This is a genomic window from Paenibacillus pasadenensis DSM 19293 (genome assembly GCF_000422485.1).
Classification (GTDB): Bacteria; Bacillota; Bacilli; order Paenibacillales; family Paenibacillaceae; genus Paenibacillus_O; species Paenibacillus_O pasadenensis.
Window position 1 is genome coordinate 198,660 of record NZ_KE383850.1, and the last position, 17,301, is coordinate 215,960.

At 66.7% G+C, this 17,301-nt stretch carries 9 protein-coding genes; 7 read left to right on the forward strand and 2 right to left on the reverse strand.

Going from position 1 to position 17,301, the window contains the following annotated elements:
- The first annotated feature begins 692 nt into the window (after nucleotides 1–692).
- The 4 genes from H582_RS28110 (at nucleotide 693) to H582_RS0116580 (ending at nucleotide 7,943) form a co-directional block, all read left to right on the forward strand.
- Nucleotides 693–5,258 (forward strand): carbohydrate binding domain-containing protein, encoded by a 4,566-nt coding sequence (locus H582_RS28110; protein WP_164820150.1) that lies wholly within the window; start codon nucleotides 693–695, stop codon nucleotides 5,256–5,258.
- Nucleotides 5,259–5,370: 112 nt separating this feature from the next.
- On the forward strand, nucleotides 5,371–6,438 hold the full coding sequence (locus tag H582_RS33255; RefSeq protein ID WP_084137381.1) for a cupin domain-containing protein: 1,068 nt from the start codon (nucleotides 5,371–5,373) through the stop codon (nucleotides 6,436–6,438).
- Between the two features lie 350 nt (nucleotides 6,439–6,788).
- Complete coding sequence (locus H582_RS0116575; RefSeq protein ID WP_043111470.1) at nucleotides 6,789–7,265, forward strand: GNAT family N-acetyltransferase; 477 nt, start codon at nucleotides 6,789–6,791, stop codon at nucleotides 7,263–7,265.
- A 42-nt stretch (nucleotides 7,266–7,307) separates the two neighbouring features.
- Nucleotides 7,308–7,943 carry a hypothetical protein gene (locus H582_RS0116580; RefSeq protein WP_127464489.1) on the forward strand — a complete coding sequence of 212 codons (636 nt, stop codon included), beginning with the start codon at nucleotides 7,308–7,310 and terminating at the stop codon, nucleotides 7,941–7,943.
- 444 nt (nucleotides 7,944–8,387) lie between these two features.
- Here the strand turns inward: H582_RS0116580 and H582_RS30255 are convergent, their stop codons facing one another.
- Nucleotides 8,388–12,134: a glycosyl hydrolase 53 family protein gene (locus H582_RS30255; RefSeq protein ID WP_052333358.1), complete on the reverse strand. Its 3,747-nt coding sequence runs from the start codon at nucleotides 12,132–12,134 to the stop codon at nucleotides 8,388–8,390.
- Nucleotides 12,135–12,527: 393 nt separating this feature from the next.
- Nucleotides 12,528–14,174: a DNA-binding protein gene (locus tag H582_RS0116590; protein WP_028599408.1), complete on the reverse strand. Its 1,647-nt coding sequence runs from the start codon at nucleotides 14,172–14,174 to the stop codon at nucleotides 12,528–12,530.
- Between the two features lie 230 nt (nucleotides 14,175–14,404).
- On the opposite strand from H582_RS0116590, the gene H582_RS31135 reads away from it, so the two are divergent.
- From H582_RS31135 to hflX, 3 genes are all read left to right on the forward strand, one after another.
- Entirely contained in the window at nucleotides 14,405–15,028 is a 624-nt protein-coding gene (locus H582_RS31135) for a DUF3990 domain-containing protein (protein WP_228551789.1), read from the forward strand.
- Nucleotides 15,000–15,302, forward strand: coding sequence for a hypothetical protein (locus H582_RS0116600; protein WP_028599410.1), 303 nt, complete (start codon nucleotides 15,000–15,002; stop codon nucleotides 15,300–15,302). The genes H582_RS31135 and H582_RS0116600 overlap by 29 nt, the downstream gene beginning before the upstream one ends.
- 623 nt (nucleotides 15,303–15,925) lie before the next feature.
- The gene (gene hflX / locus H582_RS0116610) at nucleotides 15,926–17,233 is read left to right on the forward strand and encodes a GTPase HflX (RefSeq protein ID WP_028599411.1); all 1,308 of its coding nucleotides are present in this window, start codon (nucleotides 15,926–15,928) and stop codon (nucleotides 17,231–17,233) included.
- Nucleotides 17,234–17,301: the final 68 nt, after the last annotated feature.

Here is a 17,301-nt window from a genome sequence, read left to right on the forward strand (position 1 = left end):
AGCTAACGATACTGGCGAGCGCTATTCGAGTCCAGAACGATGATTTTGGCCGATTTTAGTCGAATAGCGCGCCTCAGTATCGTTAGAATTTCCAGCTGTTCGTTTTGGGCAAAATAGCGCTTCTCCGTATCGTTAGCGGCACGGCTGACGAGCAGGCGAGGCGGACGAGGCAGCAGGCGGCTGGAGGGATGGCATGAGGAACGAGACGAGCGACGAATGGAACCAAGAGCTTGGTGGGCGAGACCGGTGAAATGGACGAAGGAACGAGTTGAGCGAGGGGCAGGTGGACGAATGAACGAATTGAACGAGATGGACGAGATGGACGGAGCGTGCGAATGACGAATGAACGAGTTGGACGAGGCGGGCGAATGGACGAATGAACGGGATGGACGGAGCGGGCAAGGTGGACAGATGAACGAGATCAGTGGGGCGGGCGAGGTGGACGATTGGACGAGATGAACGAGGCTGGAGCGACGAGGCGAGGCGGGCGTGAGAAGAGAGATGGCAAGACGGACGTTCGGCAGCAAGGAGTACATTCGGAGGGACGTTTCAACAGCAGCAGGAATAAAGTCGGCGGCGATCCGAACTCCCGTCACCTTACCTGAAATATGGGGATATAATCCAACATTGGATTCCTCTATAGTAAGTAGCATCTCATTATGAAAGCGTTAACATCAGAAGGGGGCATTGGAATGAGAAAAGGGAAAGCGGCCGCTGCAGCGCTGTGCGCGCTGCTCGTGGCTGCAGGAGCGATGCCGGCCTATGGAGCGCCGGCAGGCGGAGGACAAGCCGCGCCAAGCAGCGGCCAGGCTGCGCAGACGATCGGGGCGGCAGCTGCGAATGGAGCTGCAGCACGAGAAGCGCAAGGCGCGAACGCGGCCTCGACGGCCCCAGCGGCGGCACTGGCAGCGACCGGATCTGTACCGGCGGCCGAATCGACAGCCGGAGCTGCTCCGTCAGCCTCGTCAGCCCCAGCAGCGGCCGGCCGATGGTCGGATGCGGTCATGGCGAAATGGGCGCAGCTTGGACTGGCGGCGGGCGATCCGGACGGCTCGGCGCGTCCGCAGGCGGCCGTGACGCGCGCCGAGCTGGCGCAGCTGATGGTCCGCCTGTTCGGCCTGCCGACGCCTGAACGGGCGTCGGCGGCCTTCGCCGACGTGAAGCCGGGCGCCTGGCACGCGGGAGCGATCGAGGCGCTGCGCGCCGCGGGCCTGGCCAGCGGCTATCCGGACGGCAGCTTCCGTCCTTCGTCTGCCGTCACGCGGCAGGAGGCCGCCGTGCTGGCCGCCAAGCTGTTCCGACTGGCGGATGCGGGCCCGACGGCGAACAAGCTCGGCGCGTTCTCCGATGGAGCCAAGGCTGCGGCTTATGCGCGGCCGGCGCTGGAGGCGCTGCTCGCCGGCGGCTACCTGTCGGGCTACGGCGACGGCAGCCTGAAGCCGGGCGCGCCGGTGACGAGGGAGGAGGCGATCGCTTTGCTGGACCGGCTGTCGGGCGACATCGTCGCCGCGCCGGGCACGCATGCCAAGGCGGAGGCCGGCAATCTCGTCGTCAAGACGGGCGGCGTCGTCGTGCAGGGCACGGCGGTGGCGGGCGACCTGTACCTGGCGCCGGGCATCGGCGAAGGCGACGTGACGCTGAAGGGCGTCCGCGTCAAGGGCCGCATCCTCGTGCAAGGCGGCGGCGCCAGCAGCATCCATCTGCAGGACAGCACGGCGGGCGAAGTCGTCGTGGACAAGCCGTCCGGACCGGTGCGGGTCGTGCTCGAGGGCTCCAGCGAGGTCGGCCGGCTGCAGGCGCAAAGCCGCGCCACGATCGAGATCGGGCCGCAGGCCGAGGTCGGCGAGATGGAGGTCGGGCAAGGCGGAGCGGGCTCCGAGCTGTCGATCCGGGGCAGCGCAGGGCGCGTCACGGCTGCGGGAACCGGCGTGACGCTGAACGGCGAGCCGCTGCCGGCGGGCGAGAGCCGTACGGTCGCTTCCGGCGCCGTGAGCGGCGGCAAGGCCGCGAGCCCTTCGCCGAGCCTTTCGCCAACGCCAAGCGCCGCGCCGCCGATCGTTTGGCCGACGCAGGCACCGACCGCAACGCCAACGCCGACGTCGTCCGCGTCTCCGACGCCGACCCCAACGCCGACCCCAACGCCTACGCCGACCCCAACGCCTACGCCGACGCCGGCTCCGACTTCGACGCCGACGGAAAGCGACTGGACGCTGACCTGGTCGGATGAGTTCGACGGCAATGCGGCGCAGCCGGATACGAACGGCGTCGACCTCAGCAAGTGGGGCTACCAGCTCGGCAACGGCGCGGAGTACGGCGTCGACGGCTGGGGCAACAACGAGCAGCAGTTCTATCGCAAGGAGAACATCAAGGTCGAGGACGGCAAGCTCGTCATCGAGGCGCGCAAGGAGAGCGTCGGCGGCAAGCCGTACACGTCCGGCCGGATGTGGACGTCGCCGACGTTCAGCCAGACGTACGGCAAGTTCGAGGCGCGCATGAAGCTGCCGGCCGGGGAGGGGCTGTGGCCGGCCTTCTGGATGATGCCGCAGGACAGCGTCTACGGCGTCTGGGCGTCCTCCGGCGAGATCGACATCATGGAGGCGCGCGGACGGCTGCTCGGCGAGGTGGGCGGCACGCTCCACCACGGCAAGACCTGGCCGGACAACCGCTACACCGGCAAGGAGTACCATTTCCCCGAAGGCGAGGACATCACCGGATTCCACACGTACGGCGTGGAGTGGGAGCCGGGGGAGATCCGCTGGTACGTCGACGGCAAGCTGTACCAGACGCAGAACGAGTGGAGCAGCCAAGGCGTCGGGCAGCCGGACAAGTACGCGTTCCCGGCGCCGTTCGACCAGCCGTTCCACCTCATCGTCAATCTGGCGGTCGGGGGCAACTACGACGGCGGCCGGACGCCCCAGGACTCCGACCTTCCGGGCCGCGTCGAGGTCGACTACGTCCGCGCATACGAGCTGACGGGCCGCGACTACCGTACGCCGCAGGAGCCGAGCGGGGTCAAGGAGCCGATCCCGGCAGACGCCAAGCAGCCGGTGGACGGAAGCTGGATCCATGACCGGGAATTCGCGCGCGGCCTGACCGACGTCGCGGCTCCGGGGGCGGCGCTCGATCCGCTTTACTGGAACTTCCTGCACACCGGCGAATTCGGCGGGGCCGGCACGGCCAAGATCGAGACGGTCGGCGGCACGCCGATGGCCCGCATCACGGCGACGGACGGCGGCCAGCAGAACTATTCGCTGCAGCTGATCCAGCACGCGACGCTCGTCAAGGGCCGCAACTACAGGCTGGCCTTCGACGCCAAAGCCTCGGCTCCGCGCGCGATCGCCGTCAAGCTGGGCGGCGACGCCGACAACGGCTGGGCCGCTTACACGGACCAGTTCGCGCCGCAGCTCGGCACGGAGGTCAAGCCGTTCGAATACCGCTTCGCGATGGGCAACGCGACCGACTCCACGGCGCGGCTCGAGTTCAACGTCGGCCTCGCGGCCGGCGACGTCTGGATCGGCAATGTCCGCCTGGAGGAGGTCGAGCAGCTGCGCGACCCGCTGGCGGCCAAGGAGCCGCTCGAGAACGGCAACCATATCTACAACGGCAGCTTCGAGCTGGGCAAGATGGACCGGCTGACCTACTGGACGCTGGATGCGGCGCCGACCGCCGGCGCGTCCGCATCGGTCGATCCGTCCGCCCGCGAGGTCCGGCTGACGACCGCAGCGGCAGGCGCGCCGCAGGACGCGGCGCTGCGCCAGGACGGCTTGCAGCTGCTGCAAAGCGACGACTATGAGCTGACGTTCCGCGCCCGGGCTTCCACGGCGGGGCGGACGGTCGGCGTGCAGCTCGGCAGCCAGGGCGGCAGCCGGACGTACGCCTCGCAGGAGATGGCGGCCGGGACGGCGATGGCCGAGCATAAGCTCGCCTTCACGATGCCGGCGGGCGAAAGCGATCCGCTGGGACGACTGTCCTTCCTGTTCGGAGGCGCCGCGGGCGAAATCGTACTGGACGAGGCTCGCCTGCTCCGCCTGTCGGACCGCAACGTCGACTACTCCGGCGTGGATCTGTTCCCGCTGCAGAACGGCGATTTCAGCGGCGGCCTGGCTTCGTGGGAGCCGTTCGTCCAAGGAGCCGGAGCGACCTTCGCGGCGGATGGCGGCGCGGCACGCATCGACATCTCGAATGCCGGGAGCGAGAGCTGGAACGTCATGCTGAACCAAGGCAGCCTGAGCCTCAAGAAAGGCTTCGCCTACAAGCTGGAGTTCGACGCCAAGGCGAGCGAGGCGCGGCCGCTGCAGGCGACGCTGGAGAACGCCTCCTACGCGCGGCGCTTCGACTCCGGAGAGAAGGCGCTGACCGGCGACTGGCAGCGCTTCGCCTACACGTTCCGGCCGACCGCCGACGAGACGCTCGCGCTCAAGTTCCTGCTCGGCAGGCTGCCCGGCACGCCGGCGGGAAGCCATCAGGTCTGGATCGGCAACGTCGTGCTGGAGGTCGCCGACGCTCCGTTCAAGCGGCCGGTGCGGCTGAACGAGGACCTGGACGGCAACTATGCCGGCTCGGAGCTGCAGCTGACGTTCGCCGACGATGCCGACTGGCGGGCGGCGGTCCGCTCGGTGGCGGCGGACGGAAGGACGCTGGCGCCGGACGCCTACGTCCTGGAGCCGGGCGTGCTGCGGCTGCTGCCGGCAGCCGGGCTTTCGGCCGGCACGGCGACGGTGACGGTGCAGGCGGAAGGCTATGCCGACGCCTCCGTCCGGCAGCCGGTCATGGAGGCGGACGGCAATCTGCTCGCGAACGGCTCGTTCGCAAGCGGCGAGGCCGGCTGGACGTACTGGAAAGGCGAAGGCGGAGATTCCGCCTTCGCCGTGGAGGACGGGGCGGCGAAGATCGACATTTTCTACCACGGGGGCATCCATCCGCAGTGGAACGTGCCGGTGAGCTGGTCGAGCCAGCTCATCCAAGGCGGCCTCAAGCTCAAAGGCGGGGTCAGCTACGAGCTGACGTTCCGCGCATGGAGCGACGCCGACCGTCCGATCGAGCTTGAATGGACGGGCGCGGCCGGCGTCGGCAAGTCGGCGGTCCGCCTGACGGGAGACAGCGCGCGCGTGCACCGCGTCGTCGTCACGCCCGCGGCAGACGGCACGGTAGAGCTCAAGTTCCTGCTCGGCAACGTCGTCGACGGCGCGGCCGCGACGCCGGACGCTCCGCATGCGATCCGCATCGACGACGTCGCCGTGCGCGAGCTGCTGCCTTAGGCAGAGCAAAGCCGGTCCGGCTGCAGCCGAATGGACGGGTGGCGGGAATGGGACGGACTCCGAGCTTCATATCCTTTTCAGTAGGCATCACGCAGGGGGAAGGATGGGGAACATGACCGTCTCGTACATGGACTATACGGATCCCGATCTCAAGTTCTCGTTCGACATGAAGAAGAGCACGGCGTTCAAGACGAACGCGAGCAACTACATCAACATCCTCGGCTACAAGCAGCTGCCGACGCTCGGCTCGGCCTCGCTGCTGGACATCTTCCTGAGCCGGGGGCATTATGTCGAGCCGCACTATCATCAGAACGCCTCGGAGCTCGTCTATCTGATCTCGGGCAGCGCGACCGTCAGCATGATCAATCCGTTCACGAACAAGCTCATCTCCATCCCGATCGTGCCGCAGGAGGTCGTCATCGTGCCGCAGGGCTGGTGGCACTTCGAGGAGGCGACTTCGGACGACACGCATATTCTGGCGATCTTCGACGCGCCGACGCCGCAGGTCATCCTCGGCTCCGACATCCTGCGGCTGACGCCGGCCAAGGCGATCGCCCAGACGTACTGCCTCGACGAGGCGAAATGGAAGGAAGCGATCGCGCCGATCAAGCAGACCGTCGCGATCGGTCCGCTCGACAGCTGCAAGCAGGCGCGCGAGAGCGGGGAGGAAGGGCAGGCTGCGGAGGCGCGGGCTCAAGGAGCTCGAGGGCCGCAGGGAGCGGGGGAGACGCGAGCTCAAGGAGCTCAAGGCCCGCAGGGGGCGAGGGAGACGCGAGCTCAAGGAGCTCGAGGGCCGCAGGGAGCGGAGGAGCTGGAGGACGCGCCGACGGTCGGCGCGATCTCCGCCTACCGGACCGCGCCTTCCTGGGCCGGCACCGGCGTGTCGGGCCAGCCGGCCTATGTGTACGGCCAGTCGCCTTTCCAGGCGCAGCCGCCGTACGGCCAGCCCTACGCGCAGGCCGGCCAGCCGTATGCGGCCGGCTACGCGGCTCATCAGGCGGCCGCCGCCCGGGCGTATGCGCCGCAGGCGGCCTACTACGCCGGCTACGGGCAGCCGCAGCAGGGCTGGGCGGCCTACGCGCCGCAGGGCTACGGAGCGTCCGCGGCGTACGCGCAGCGGAGCTACGGCTCGCCAGCGGCGTATGCGCCGCAGCAGGCGCCCGGCGGCGGCTGGCGCTGAGCGCCAGCGGCGGCCTCGCCTGCCGCTGAGGCGAGCCGGCCTCGCCGCCGCCAGGGCAGCGCCGATGCAGGAGCCGCTCGCAGGCGTCTGCGAGCGGCTTCAAGCTTGTCGCCAAGCCGGTCCCTCAGGGGCAATGCCATCAAGATCAGCTTGACTTGATGGCATTGCCCTCGGGGGCCGGCTTTTTGACGTGCGATCGGCATGGGCGCCGCACTCCTCGCAGCGGGAGATTCCAGCGCAAAGCGCTCTAGGCAAGCGGGAAATCCTCGATATACTGGAAGAGATGGAAGCGGCATCCGGACCATCCGCCGGCCGGGATGGCCGCAATCGATCCAGGAGGAGGAGAACGGATGATCGAACGAGCGAAACGGGAGGACCTGCCGGCCATCCTTTCGCTGCAGAGGCTCGCTTATCTGAGCGAGGCCGAGCTGTATGACGGCATGGCGATCCCCCCGCTGACGCAGACGCTGGAGGAGCTGGAGCAGGATCATCGGGAGGGCGTTGTGCTGATCGTCGTGGAAGGCGGCGACATCGTGGGCTCCGTCCGCGCCAAGCGCGACGGGGACAGCGTGCGCATCGGCAAGCTGATCGTGCATCCGTCCGCTCAGAACCGAGGCCTCGGCAAGCGGCTGCTGCTGGAGGCGGAGCGGCTTTGGCCGGATGCGGCGCGCGCAGAGCTGTTCATGGGCCATCGCAGCACGAAAAACCTGGCGTTCTACCGCAAGCTCGGCTACGAGCCCTTCAAGGAAAGGCTCGTCGACGAACGGCTGACGCTCGTCTTTTTGGAGAAGCGGCTGCCGAAGCGGGAGCGCCGGGATGAGGAGTAAGGGACAGGAGGACGGCCGGATGCGGCAAAAGGGGCATGGCAGATGCAGCAAAAGGGGCGGACGCGGCGCAAGGCTTGCCGTCTCGGGCGCAGGTCGGCGCGGCGCGCGGGCTTGCGGAGGAGGCTCCGCGCCGAGGCGCGGGGATGGGCTTGCGCGGCTTTGCGGATGGCGGCGCATCGGTACTATCTTTCGCCGGCCGCCTATTGGAAAGGGCAGCCTGAAGTCGAGCTGGAGGCCCGGCTGCCGGATAGCTGGGGCTGGAGGCTGCATAGCAACGTGCCGCTGCGCTGCGAGGACGGCGTCTGCCGGGTGAAGCTCGACCGCCTGCCCCTGGAGGAGTGGACGATCAGCTATGCCTCTTCGAAGAGGCTCCTTTTCCCGATCAACCGCCAGCTTTTTTACAATCTCTGCGTGCTGATCACGGCGGCGGCGCTGACGCTGTACGGAGGCGATCTCGCCCGCAGGCTTCGCCGCTTCTGGGTTTCGCTGATCGGTTCGGGGCTGGGCCTCGCGCTTGTGGTCGTCTACATCGCCCGCCTGGGCGGCTATCCGTTCGAGATCATCCTGCTGCCGGGTCTATATGGACTGGTTTTCCTGCTCCAGGCGCTGTATTTGAAAAGGCTGGCCCGGCAGCTCAAGCGTCTGCCCGCCCGCAAGCCGAAGGATGAGCCTGCCTGACGAGCGCTGCCGCCATCGGCAGGGAGCTCGATCGGCCGGCGCTGGCCGCGGCCGGGTGAGCGCTTCGCGGCGGATCGGGAAGCGGTTCGCCCCGTGCAGCGCGATAAAAAAGCCCGCCAGCGGCCGAGGCCGGTGGCGGGCTTGAGGATATAGGCAGCAGCCTTTCGGAGCCGCTTTGCTTCGATGCGGGTTTGTGTTCTAACGACGGGTCAGAAGCTTAGACGCCTGTTTTTCCGCTTTCCTCTGCGTTAACGACTCCTCAGACGCTTAAACGTTCGCATGGCGGTATTTCTACTCGTTGGACGCTGTTTTCCCGACGCTAAGCTTCTCACGAGTCATTAAAGTTCGGCGAGGGCTGAATTCGGCCGTCTAATGAGCGGATTCGTCGTTAGCCTCTTTAATGAGGGTGCTTGCGTCAGAACGGACCGCTGCGGGCGAATGAACCTACGCCTGCAGCAGCTTCAGCAGGCGCTGCACCGCGGCGGCGGCTTCCGCGCGGGTGAGCTCCGCCTGCGGCCGGAACGCGCCGTTCGCGTCGCCTTGCAGCAGGCCGGCCTCGTAGGCGGCCGCGACGGACGGCGCCGCCCAGGCACCGATCGCTCCCGCGTCGGCGGCAGCCGGCCGTTCGCCGGCGGCAGCCACGAGCGGCTTGCCCGCTGCGGCGGCGGCGCGCACGAGCATCGCCGCCATCTGCTCGCGGCTCAGCAAAGCTTGCGGAGCGGCGATGCCGTCCGCCTGGCCGCGAAGGATGCCCGCGTCCAGAGCGGCCGAGACCGCTCCGGCGTACCAGGCGTCCGCCGAGACGTCGGCGAAGCCTGCCGCGGCGCTGCCGGAGGCGCTCAGGCCGAGCGCCCGGACGAGCATGGCCGCCAGCTCCGCGCGGCTGACGGACTTGGCGGGCAGGAAGCCTGCCGCGCCTGCGCCTTGCACGATGCCTTTGGCCGACAGGCTGGCGATGCCCGCCTGCGCCCAGTGGCCGGCCGGCACGTCGGCATACGCGACGCTCAGCTCCAGCACGGCGTAGCGTCCGGCGGAGCGGACGTCGGCGTCGGCGGTCCAATCGCCGCCTGCGAGCCGGGAGCCGAGCTGGTAGGCCGGCGCGCCGTTCGCGTCCAGGCGGAAGATGCCGGAGCGCTCCGGATCGAAGCCGGCTGCCGCGCTCAGCTTCAGCCGGATCGAAGCCGCTTCAAGCGGCAGCTCCCGGCCGTCCGCGGCGATCGAGCCGATGGCGAGCTCCACGCTGCCGCCTGCGGCGGCATACGCGCGGCTGCCCGGCTGCTGCAGCGGAGCCAGCTGCTCTCCTACGCCGGCCGCCGCGCTCAGGCGGATCGACAGCGGCGCATCGCCGGCCTGCTGCCAAAGCTGGCGCAGCTCGTCGCCGGACAGCTCGGCGCTCAGGCCGGGCAGCTCGAGGCGGAGGCCGTCCGCCAGCCGCGGCTTCAGCTCGGCGCCCAGGCGCACGGTCGCCGCTCCGTCCAGCTTGAGGACGGCGGCGGCTCCGGCATCGCCGGACAGCTGGCCGGCCTGCACGGCGACGACGCCGCTGCCGGCGCTCGGCGTCGGCGAGGCTGCCGCGCTTGGCGCCGGCGTAGCGGTTGGCGCCGGAGTCCGCTCCGGCGTCGGCGTCGGTGTTGCCGGAGGCTCGCCGGTCGCCGGAGGCTCGCCGGTTGCCGGAGGCTCGCCCGTTGCCGGAGGCTCGCCCGTTGCCGGAGGCTGGCCCGTCGCCGGAGGCTCGCCGGTCGCCGGAGGCTCGCCGGTCGCCGGAGGCTCGCCCGTTGCCGGAGGCTCGCCCGTCGCCGGAGGCTCGCCCGTTGCCGGAGGCTCGCCCGTCGCCGGAGGCTCGCCGGTCGCTGGAGGCTCGCCGGTCGCCGGAGGCTCGCCGGTCGCCGGAGGCTCGCCGGTGCCCGGCAGGTCGCCGGTCCGCGTCAGCCGAATGTCGTCGAACCAGCCCCATGCCGCGCCGGGCGCTTCGACGTCGAAGCCGATCGTCACCTGGCCGTTGGCCACTTCGATGCCGCTGACCTTGTATTCCTTCCATACATTCCAGCCGGTGTTGACGATGTCCGCGTTCCAGCGCGAGCCGATGCCCGTCTCGGCGTACAGCTGCAGCTTCGTCTCGCCGCCGCCGCCCGATGCGGCGGCCGTGAGCTCGTAGACGCCTTTCGGCAGCTGGCTCACGATCTGCGTCAGCGTGAAGCGGTACGGATCCTCATACCAATAGTTGAACGCATGCGTGCCCGCATGGGCATTGGCCGCATTGTTCTCGACCTTGCCCGCGCCGGCGGTGCCGCCGAGCGTCCAGCCGGTCAGGTCGCCGTTTTCGAAGCCGGGGTTCTGCACGGGATTTTTCTCCGGCGCCTTCACCAGCTCGAAATCGTCCAAATACCCCCATGTGCCGCCCGGAGCCTCGACGTCGAAGCCGATCGTCACCTGTCCGTTCGTCACCTCGATCTCCTCGACGGCGTACGGCTTCCATACGTTCCAGCCCGCATTCACGGCATCCGCGCCGAGCGGATCGCCGCCGTACCCTTCGGCGAACAGCCGCAGCTTCGTCTCGCCGCCGCCGCCCGACGCCCAGGCGCTGAGGCGGTACGTGCCGTTTTCCAGCCCCGTCACCGTCTGGCTGATGCGGTAGCCGTACTCCGTTCCGTAATAATAGTTGACCGAATGCCCGCCGCTATGCGCGTTGCCCGCTTCCTTGGACAGCTTGGCCGCGCCTTCCGTGCCGCTCAGCGTCCAGCCGGCCAGGCCGTCCTGCTCGAAGCCGGGGTTACGGACGAGGTTCGGATTGTCCACGACCTTGACGGTCACGGCGGCCCGCATCGCGGCGTCCACGCCTTGCACGGAGCCTTGCAGCTCGTACGTCCCCGGCACTTTCCACTGATCCGGATCGGCCGGCTCGTCCCAGACGACTGCCCGCTTCTCGATGCTGCCCTCGCTGAGCAGCACCTCGGCCTCGGCCGGCAGCTCCGGCGCGGAGCCGGCGCTCGCGGTCACGTCCAGGGAGGGATAGACGAGCAGCGGCTTGATGTCGTCCAGATCGCCCGGCACGAACCGGAACGCATCCAGCGACTCCAGCGCGTTGCCGTCGAAGTCGAACATCGCCTGGTTCTCCCACGCGTTGCCTTCGCCGGCCTTCCAGCCGACGCCCGCCAGCCAGGCCGGCTCCCAGTAAAAGACGCCGAGCCCCTTGCCGCCCTGCACATGAGCGACGGTGTTCAGAATGAGCTCGGTGACGAGCTTCTGGCTCGCCACGCTCGCCTCGAAGCCGGTCAGCTTCGCCTGCGCCTCGCCGGCGATGTTGCCGTGGCCGTCCGCGTCCTCGAGCGTGTACGGGTAGGCCGTCTCCGCGACGACGACTTCTTTGCCGTAACGGGCCGCCAGATCGTCCATGTTGCTCTTGAGCTCTTGGAACGTGCCGTGCCAGTACGGATAGTAGGACAGTCCGATCACGTCATAGTCGATGCCCTGCAGCCGCGCCTGGTCGAAAAACGTCCGGAACTTCGCGTTGCTGCCGCCTTCGGCCAGATGCAGCATGATCTTGGTCTCGTGCCCGGCGGGCGTCGTCTCGCGCACCGCGCGCACGCCCTCGGACAGCAGCTGGGCCAGCTGCGCGAAGCGGCTCGTCGAGCCGTCCGGCAGCAGCATGCCGGAGTTGATCTCGTTGCCGATCTGCACCATGTCCGGGTATGCGCCCTCGGCGAGCAGCTCGTCCATCACCTCGCGGGTGTAGCCGTAGAGCGCCGCCTTCAGCTCGTCGAAGCCGAGCGAAGCCCAGGCGGCGGGCTTGACCTGCTGGCCGGGATCGGCCCAGAAGTCGCTGTAATGGAAGTCGACGAGCAGCCCCATGCCGGCGGCCTTCACCCGCTTGGCCATCTCGATGAGATGGGCCTTGTCGTTGTAGCCGTCCGCCTGGACGGGATCGTTCCACAGGCGCAGGCGCACGTAGTTGACGCCATGCTCCTTGAGGATCGCGAGCAGGTCGCGCTCGGTTCCGTCGTCGTAGAAGGCGACGCCCTTGTCCTCGAGCGCCTGCAGCGTGGAGATGTCTACGCCCTTGATGAAGCCGTCCGGGTCGGACGAAGCGGCCGCGTCGGCGACCGCTCCTCCTGCCGGCAGGCCGAGTCCGGCGAGCCCGATGACGAGCGCCAGCATGGCGGCGCCGAGTCGGCGCAGCAGCTTGGTATGCACGATGATGATTCCCCCTTGTACCGTTGTCTCTCCTATTGTAGGGAACAGGTGAAAGCGCACCCATTCAGCGGGTCAACAAAAAGAGATACACTTTCAACGATGCGGGGTGGAAGGAGCGTGGGGCACGGCTCTCCTCAGTGGTAAAAATGGCATTGAGAGGCCCCGCCGCCGAGGAACGGCCCTCCTCAGTGGTAAATATGGCACTGAGGAGCCCGTCCGCCAGCCGCCGGAGCCGCTCGAAAAAAAGCAGACCGCCCCGAACCTCGTAAAAGGTTAGGCGGTCTACTCGCTGCTATGCGATTTGACGGGATGCAAGCCGACGCTCCGGATCCGATCTGGACCTCGCGCCAAGCCCTTGCGCCGGAGCGCTGGCCTGGCCGCTCCTTCAAGCGCCTAGCTGCCGAGCGTGACGGACACCGTCGTCAGGTTCGTGCTGTTCTGCCGCAGGCGCAGGCTGGCGGCTCCGCTCGAGCCCGACTTGATGCGGACGGTGAGCTGCTTGGAGGCGCTGCCGCTGCTGTCGGCCGTCAGGCTGAACGAGGAGCTGTAGCCGTAGGCGGTCGGCCAGCTGCCGTCGGCGTTCTGCACCTGGGCGATCTGCGTGCCGCCGGATGTCAGGTAGATGCCGACGTTGTACCCGCTTGTCGTGCCGTTCGGCGTCAAGCCGCTTGCCTTGACCGTGATCTGGAACGACGTGCCGTTGCTCGGCAGCGTCGCTGGCGTCACGAAGCTGTAGCTGAGCACGCCCGGCGTCGGAGTCGGCGTTGCCGTCGGCGAAGCGGTCGGCGTCGGGGTCGGCGTCACGGTAGGCGTTGGCGTCGGAGACGCGGCGCCGTAGCCGTAGGAGCCCGTCTTGAACGTGGACGAGTCGTACCACTTGTAGCCGGCGGCCGGCGCGGCCCACGGCTCCGCCTGCGGCTCGGTCGAGGAGGCCGGATTCTCAAAGGCGAGCAGCGGCGTCGGGCTGTCGAGCGTCAGGCCGCTCACCTGCGACAGGCTCGTGTAGCTTTCCGGCACGGCCAGCCAGTTCACGAGGTTGACGAGCAGCGTGTCGTCGTCGACTTCCTTGAAGCCGTCGTACGTCGTCTTGCTCGCTCCGGTGTCCTCGCGCTTGTACTTCGGCGAGGCGTCCTCGACAGGGGAGGAGTCGCCGATGAACGCCGCTTTGCCTGCGCCTTTCTTCGCGACCGCGACATACGGCCCCTCGGCGACGCCGCCTCCGGCATAGACGCCCTGATCGACGGCGCTGCCCCACTTGGCGGATGTCTGCGGCAGGTAGACGATGCCCTTGGCTTTGGCCGGATCAATGATCGCGAGCGTCGAGCCGGCATGCATCGCCACGGACGACACGCCCTGCGTAATGCCGAACGCCTGGCTCGGCGCGACGATCTGCGTCGCGTTCACGTCGCCGAGCGCGTTGTAGCGGAAGCGCACGCCGAAGTTCGTCGCGAGCCAGTCCGAGCTGACGACGCCCTGCATGGCGGGGGAGGCGGCTTCTTCGGCGCTCATGCCTTTGGCCGGGTTCGTCCAGGCGCCGCGGCGGTAGCCGTTGATCGCCTCGCTGCCGTCCCAGCGGTTCTTGTTGCGGTCCGCGTTGTAATGGTCGCCGATGAAGAAGATGCTGCCGCCGTTCTGCACGTACTGCGCCATCGCCGCCTGCTCCGTCGCCTTGTACGGCACGTTCGGCTCGGCCGTGATGAACACGTTGTACGGCGTCAGGTCGGAGAGGGTGATCGGAGTCGTCTTGCGCAGCTCCTTGACGTAGAACCCGGCGGACGCAAGCGCGTTGCCGAAGTCCGAGAAGCCGCCGTCGATGACCCAGTCCGCGGCGCCGGCCGTCTGGGCATGGGTGTTGTCGAAAAGGATCTTCTTGCCGGCGTTGCCGTTCACGACCTTGGCGGCGATGGACGGCGCAGGGTCCGACGGCCCCTCCGCATAGGCGCGGTAGCCTCCGGGCTGCGCCAGCGGGGCAGGGAGCAGGAGGGCTGCGGCGACGGCCGCGCCGAGCAGGCGTTTCTTCCATGACAAAGCTGGTTTCATAACTCGTCCCCTTTCGATGGGCGCGGAATCTTCTTCCATTCCGGCTGAGACTACTATAAGGCGAGAGGAGGGAGTTCGGATAGAGGGATGTGAGGGGCATGTCCGTCATATTTTTGTAAATGTCGGCAGGGAACCTTTTCCTGTTCAAGTGGAAGATACTCCCTCTAAGTCAACCGACATGATAACATAGGGAGCATAGACTGATCTTAGGAGGATCCTATTTGCAGCTCGTGATTGAAAAGCTCTACCACGGAACGACAGATGACAGCTTAGCTGGGTTTTCCCGTCAGCTGATCAACTCCGAATACTGGAGGCCGGGACGAGATTTCGGACCGGGCTTTTACGCAACGCCCGACATTGACCAAGCACGTGAATGGGCGCACAAAGCGGCGGAGAAACGAGCGCGTGTGGGTGAGTTTGTCCGACCCTGCGTTCTGGAGGTTGATTTTCTCCCTCAACCCTACATAGATGATGATGGTGGCGTGGAGAACGAGACGACTATTTTCAGTGGTGTCTCGCGCTCGTGGGCGTATTTTATTTATCAACACCGGTTAGCTTCTAGCCAATCCGGAGACCCTTGTAAAAAACACCCCGCTGTTGTAATCGGGCCTATGGCCGACAACGACACTGGCGCTATTGTTCAACAAGAGATACAATACCAGTACGGGTTCGACTGGTTCTACGACAGGATTATTCATTCCCGACAAAATCAAAAGCTCAGTCTCCCTAGATTAGGAACGCAGATTGCATTTTGCTCCGACGTGTGGGATTCGCGGCTGGCACTCACCGGGTATTATGTTTATAGCGAGGAAGGAGCGTGGAACCATGAAGAGCGAAAAGCTGACTCCGTATGAAACGGCAATTGCCAGGGAATTGCACCATCACTTCGGCTTTTCCGAAGAGCAGGGTGAAGAATTGGTCATCCGTTACCGGACTCCTATCCATCTTATTGGTAGCTATGACCCGCCTTACGAGCACGCTGAGGCCATTGCTAAGTGCGTGGAGAAAAACATTTCCCCCGCCCGCTCCGCAGCCAACATCCGCAAAGTGTCAAAGCAAAGCAAGTCCGACTCTGGCATAGATCCTCTTACCAAGATTGAGATGGCTGCGGCGTTAATCTCCCACTAATACTTAAACCCACCTCATGTAGAGGTGGGTTTTTCTTATCCATCGCGCTTGAAGGAGCGAGAGTCGATGAACGGATAACGCCCCCGCTTGGCGACCAGACTAGAGTGGTAAAGTTCTCCTATAGTGATGTGGAGCGCTTGCGGGACGGAAAGCGGCTATGCTACACTCGTAGCAATCAAACGCGAAAGCCGTCCGCGGGCCGTCAGGCTCCAGCCGGGCGGCTCGCGATCGAACGGAGGGTTGCGTGTGATTCATTCGATTCGGATCCGCACGGTGCGTCGCTAATGGAATAACGCCCATGTTCTGCCTTTGTGCAGGGATCTCGAATCGTGGATGAATCCACGTTCATCGCTTTGACGCGCCTCTTTCGCATCTCCCGTCTCCCGGCGGCTTCGGCCCCTTAGGCGGAGATGTCGGCGAGGCCGCCTCTTCCGTCCGCGGAGGAGCCTTTCTGTCCGGCCGGAGAGCGGCGCGGCGGCATGCTGCCGTCCGCGTCCCTCCGGGCGCCGCTGCCATGCGGCGAGGCGGACAGGGACGAAGCCGATCCATCCTGCATAACTGCGAACACGGGCCGCCAGGCCCGTGTTTTTTCATACCCGCCCCAAGAGAGGATGATTTCCCATATGACAACACATTCCAACCAACACCCCCGCGAGCGCGCGATTCTCGTCGGCGTGCACGAACAGAACAACCACCAGTTCGCCTACTCGATGCAGGAGCTGCAAGGGCTGGCCGAAGCCTGCAACATCGAGGTCGTGGCCGAGCTGACACAAAAGGCGGAGCGCATCCACAGCACGCACTACCTCGGCTCCGGCAAGCTCGAGGAGCTGGCGGCTCTCATGGAGGCGTACGATTCCCCGACCGTCATCTGCAACGACGAGCTGTCGCCTTCGCAGATCCGCAACCTCGAGGCCGCCGTCAAGACGAAGGTCATCGACCGCACGATCGTCATCCTCGACATCTTCGCCGAGCGGGCGCAGACGAAGGAGGCGCAGCTGCAGGTCGAGGTCGCCCGCCTGAACTACATGCTGCCGCGCCTCGTCGGCTTGCGCGAGTCGCTCGGCCGCCAAGGCGGCGGAGGCGGAGCCGGACTGCGCAACCGCGGCGCGGGCGAGACCAAGCTGGAGCTCGACCGCCGGCGGATCGAGGAGCGCATCCACCTGCTGGAGACGGAGCTCGAGAAGCTCGTCCACCAGCGCCAGGTGCAGCGCAAGCGCCGCAAGAAGAACGAGATCCCCGTGCTCGCGCTCGTCGGCTACACCAACGCCGGCAAGTCGACGCTGCTGAACGCGCTCGTCGATACGTTCCACCCCGATTCCGGCAAGAACGTGCTCGCCAAAGACATGCTGTTCGCCACGCTGGAGACGTCGGTACGCAGCATCGAGCTGCCGGACCGCAAGTCGTTCCTGCTGACCGACACGGTCGGCTTCGTCAGCGGGCTGCCCCATCATCTCATCAAGGCGTTCCGCTCGACGCTGGAGGAGGTCGCCGAGGCCGACCTGCTCGTGCATGTCGTCGACGCCTCCAACCCGGAGTTCAAGCAGCAGATCGAGGTCACCGAGCAGACGCTCAAGGAGCTCGGCGCGGACGGCATCCCGATGCTGTATGCGTTCAACAAATCCGACCTCGCCGGCCGAAGCTACCCGCGCGTAGAGCAGGACCGGGTGTATCTGTCCGCCTCCAGGCGCGAGGGCGTCGACGAGCTCGTCGCGCAGATCCGCAAGCAGATCTTCCGCGACTATATCGCCGCCGAGGTCGTCGTGCCTTTCCACCAGGGCGCCTGGGTGTCGTTTTTCAACGAGCATGCTCATGTGCAGGAGACGGAGTACGAAGAGGCCGGCACGCGCCTCAAGCTCGAGGTGCGCGAGGCGGATCTGAACCGCTTCTATCAGGAGACGGGCGCGGAGCGGCAGCCGGCGGTCCGGGAGTAGGGCGAGGGGGCGAGCGGCATCCGGTGGAAAAGGCGCGGCTCATCCAAGGCAGAAAAGTGCCTTGGATG

Coding starts and splice junctions, on each gene's coding strand:
- H582_RS28110 (WP_164820150.1), top strand. CDS start 693: ATGAGAAAAGGGAAAGCGGCCGCTGCAGCGCTGTGCGCGCTGCTCGTG.
- H582_RS33255 (WP_084137381.1), top strand. CDS start 5,371: ATGACCGTCTCGTACATGGACTATACGGATCCCGATCTCAAGTTCTCG.
- H582_RS0116575 (WP_043111470.1), top strand. CDS start 6,789: ATGATCGAACGAGCGAAACGGGAGGACCTGCCGGCCATCCTTTCGCTG.
- H582_RS0116580 (WP_127464489.1), top strand. CDS start 7,308: ATGCAGCAAAAGGGGCGGACGCGGCGCAAGGCTTGCCGTCTCGGGCGC.
- H582_RS0116590 (WP_028599408.1), bottom strand. CDS start 14,174: ATGAAACCAGCTTTGTCATGGAAGAAACGCCTGCTCGGCGCGGCCGTC.
- H582_RS0116600 (WP_028599410.1), top strand. CDS start 15,000: ATGAAGAGCGAAAAGCTGACTCCGTATGAAACGGCAATTGCCAGGGAA.
- hflX (WP_028599411.1), top strand. CDS start 15,926: ATGACAACACATTCCAACCAACACCCCCGCGAGCGCGCGATTCTCGTC.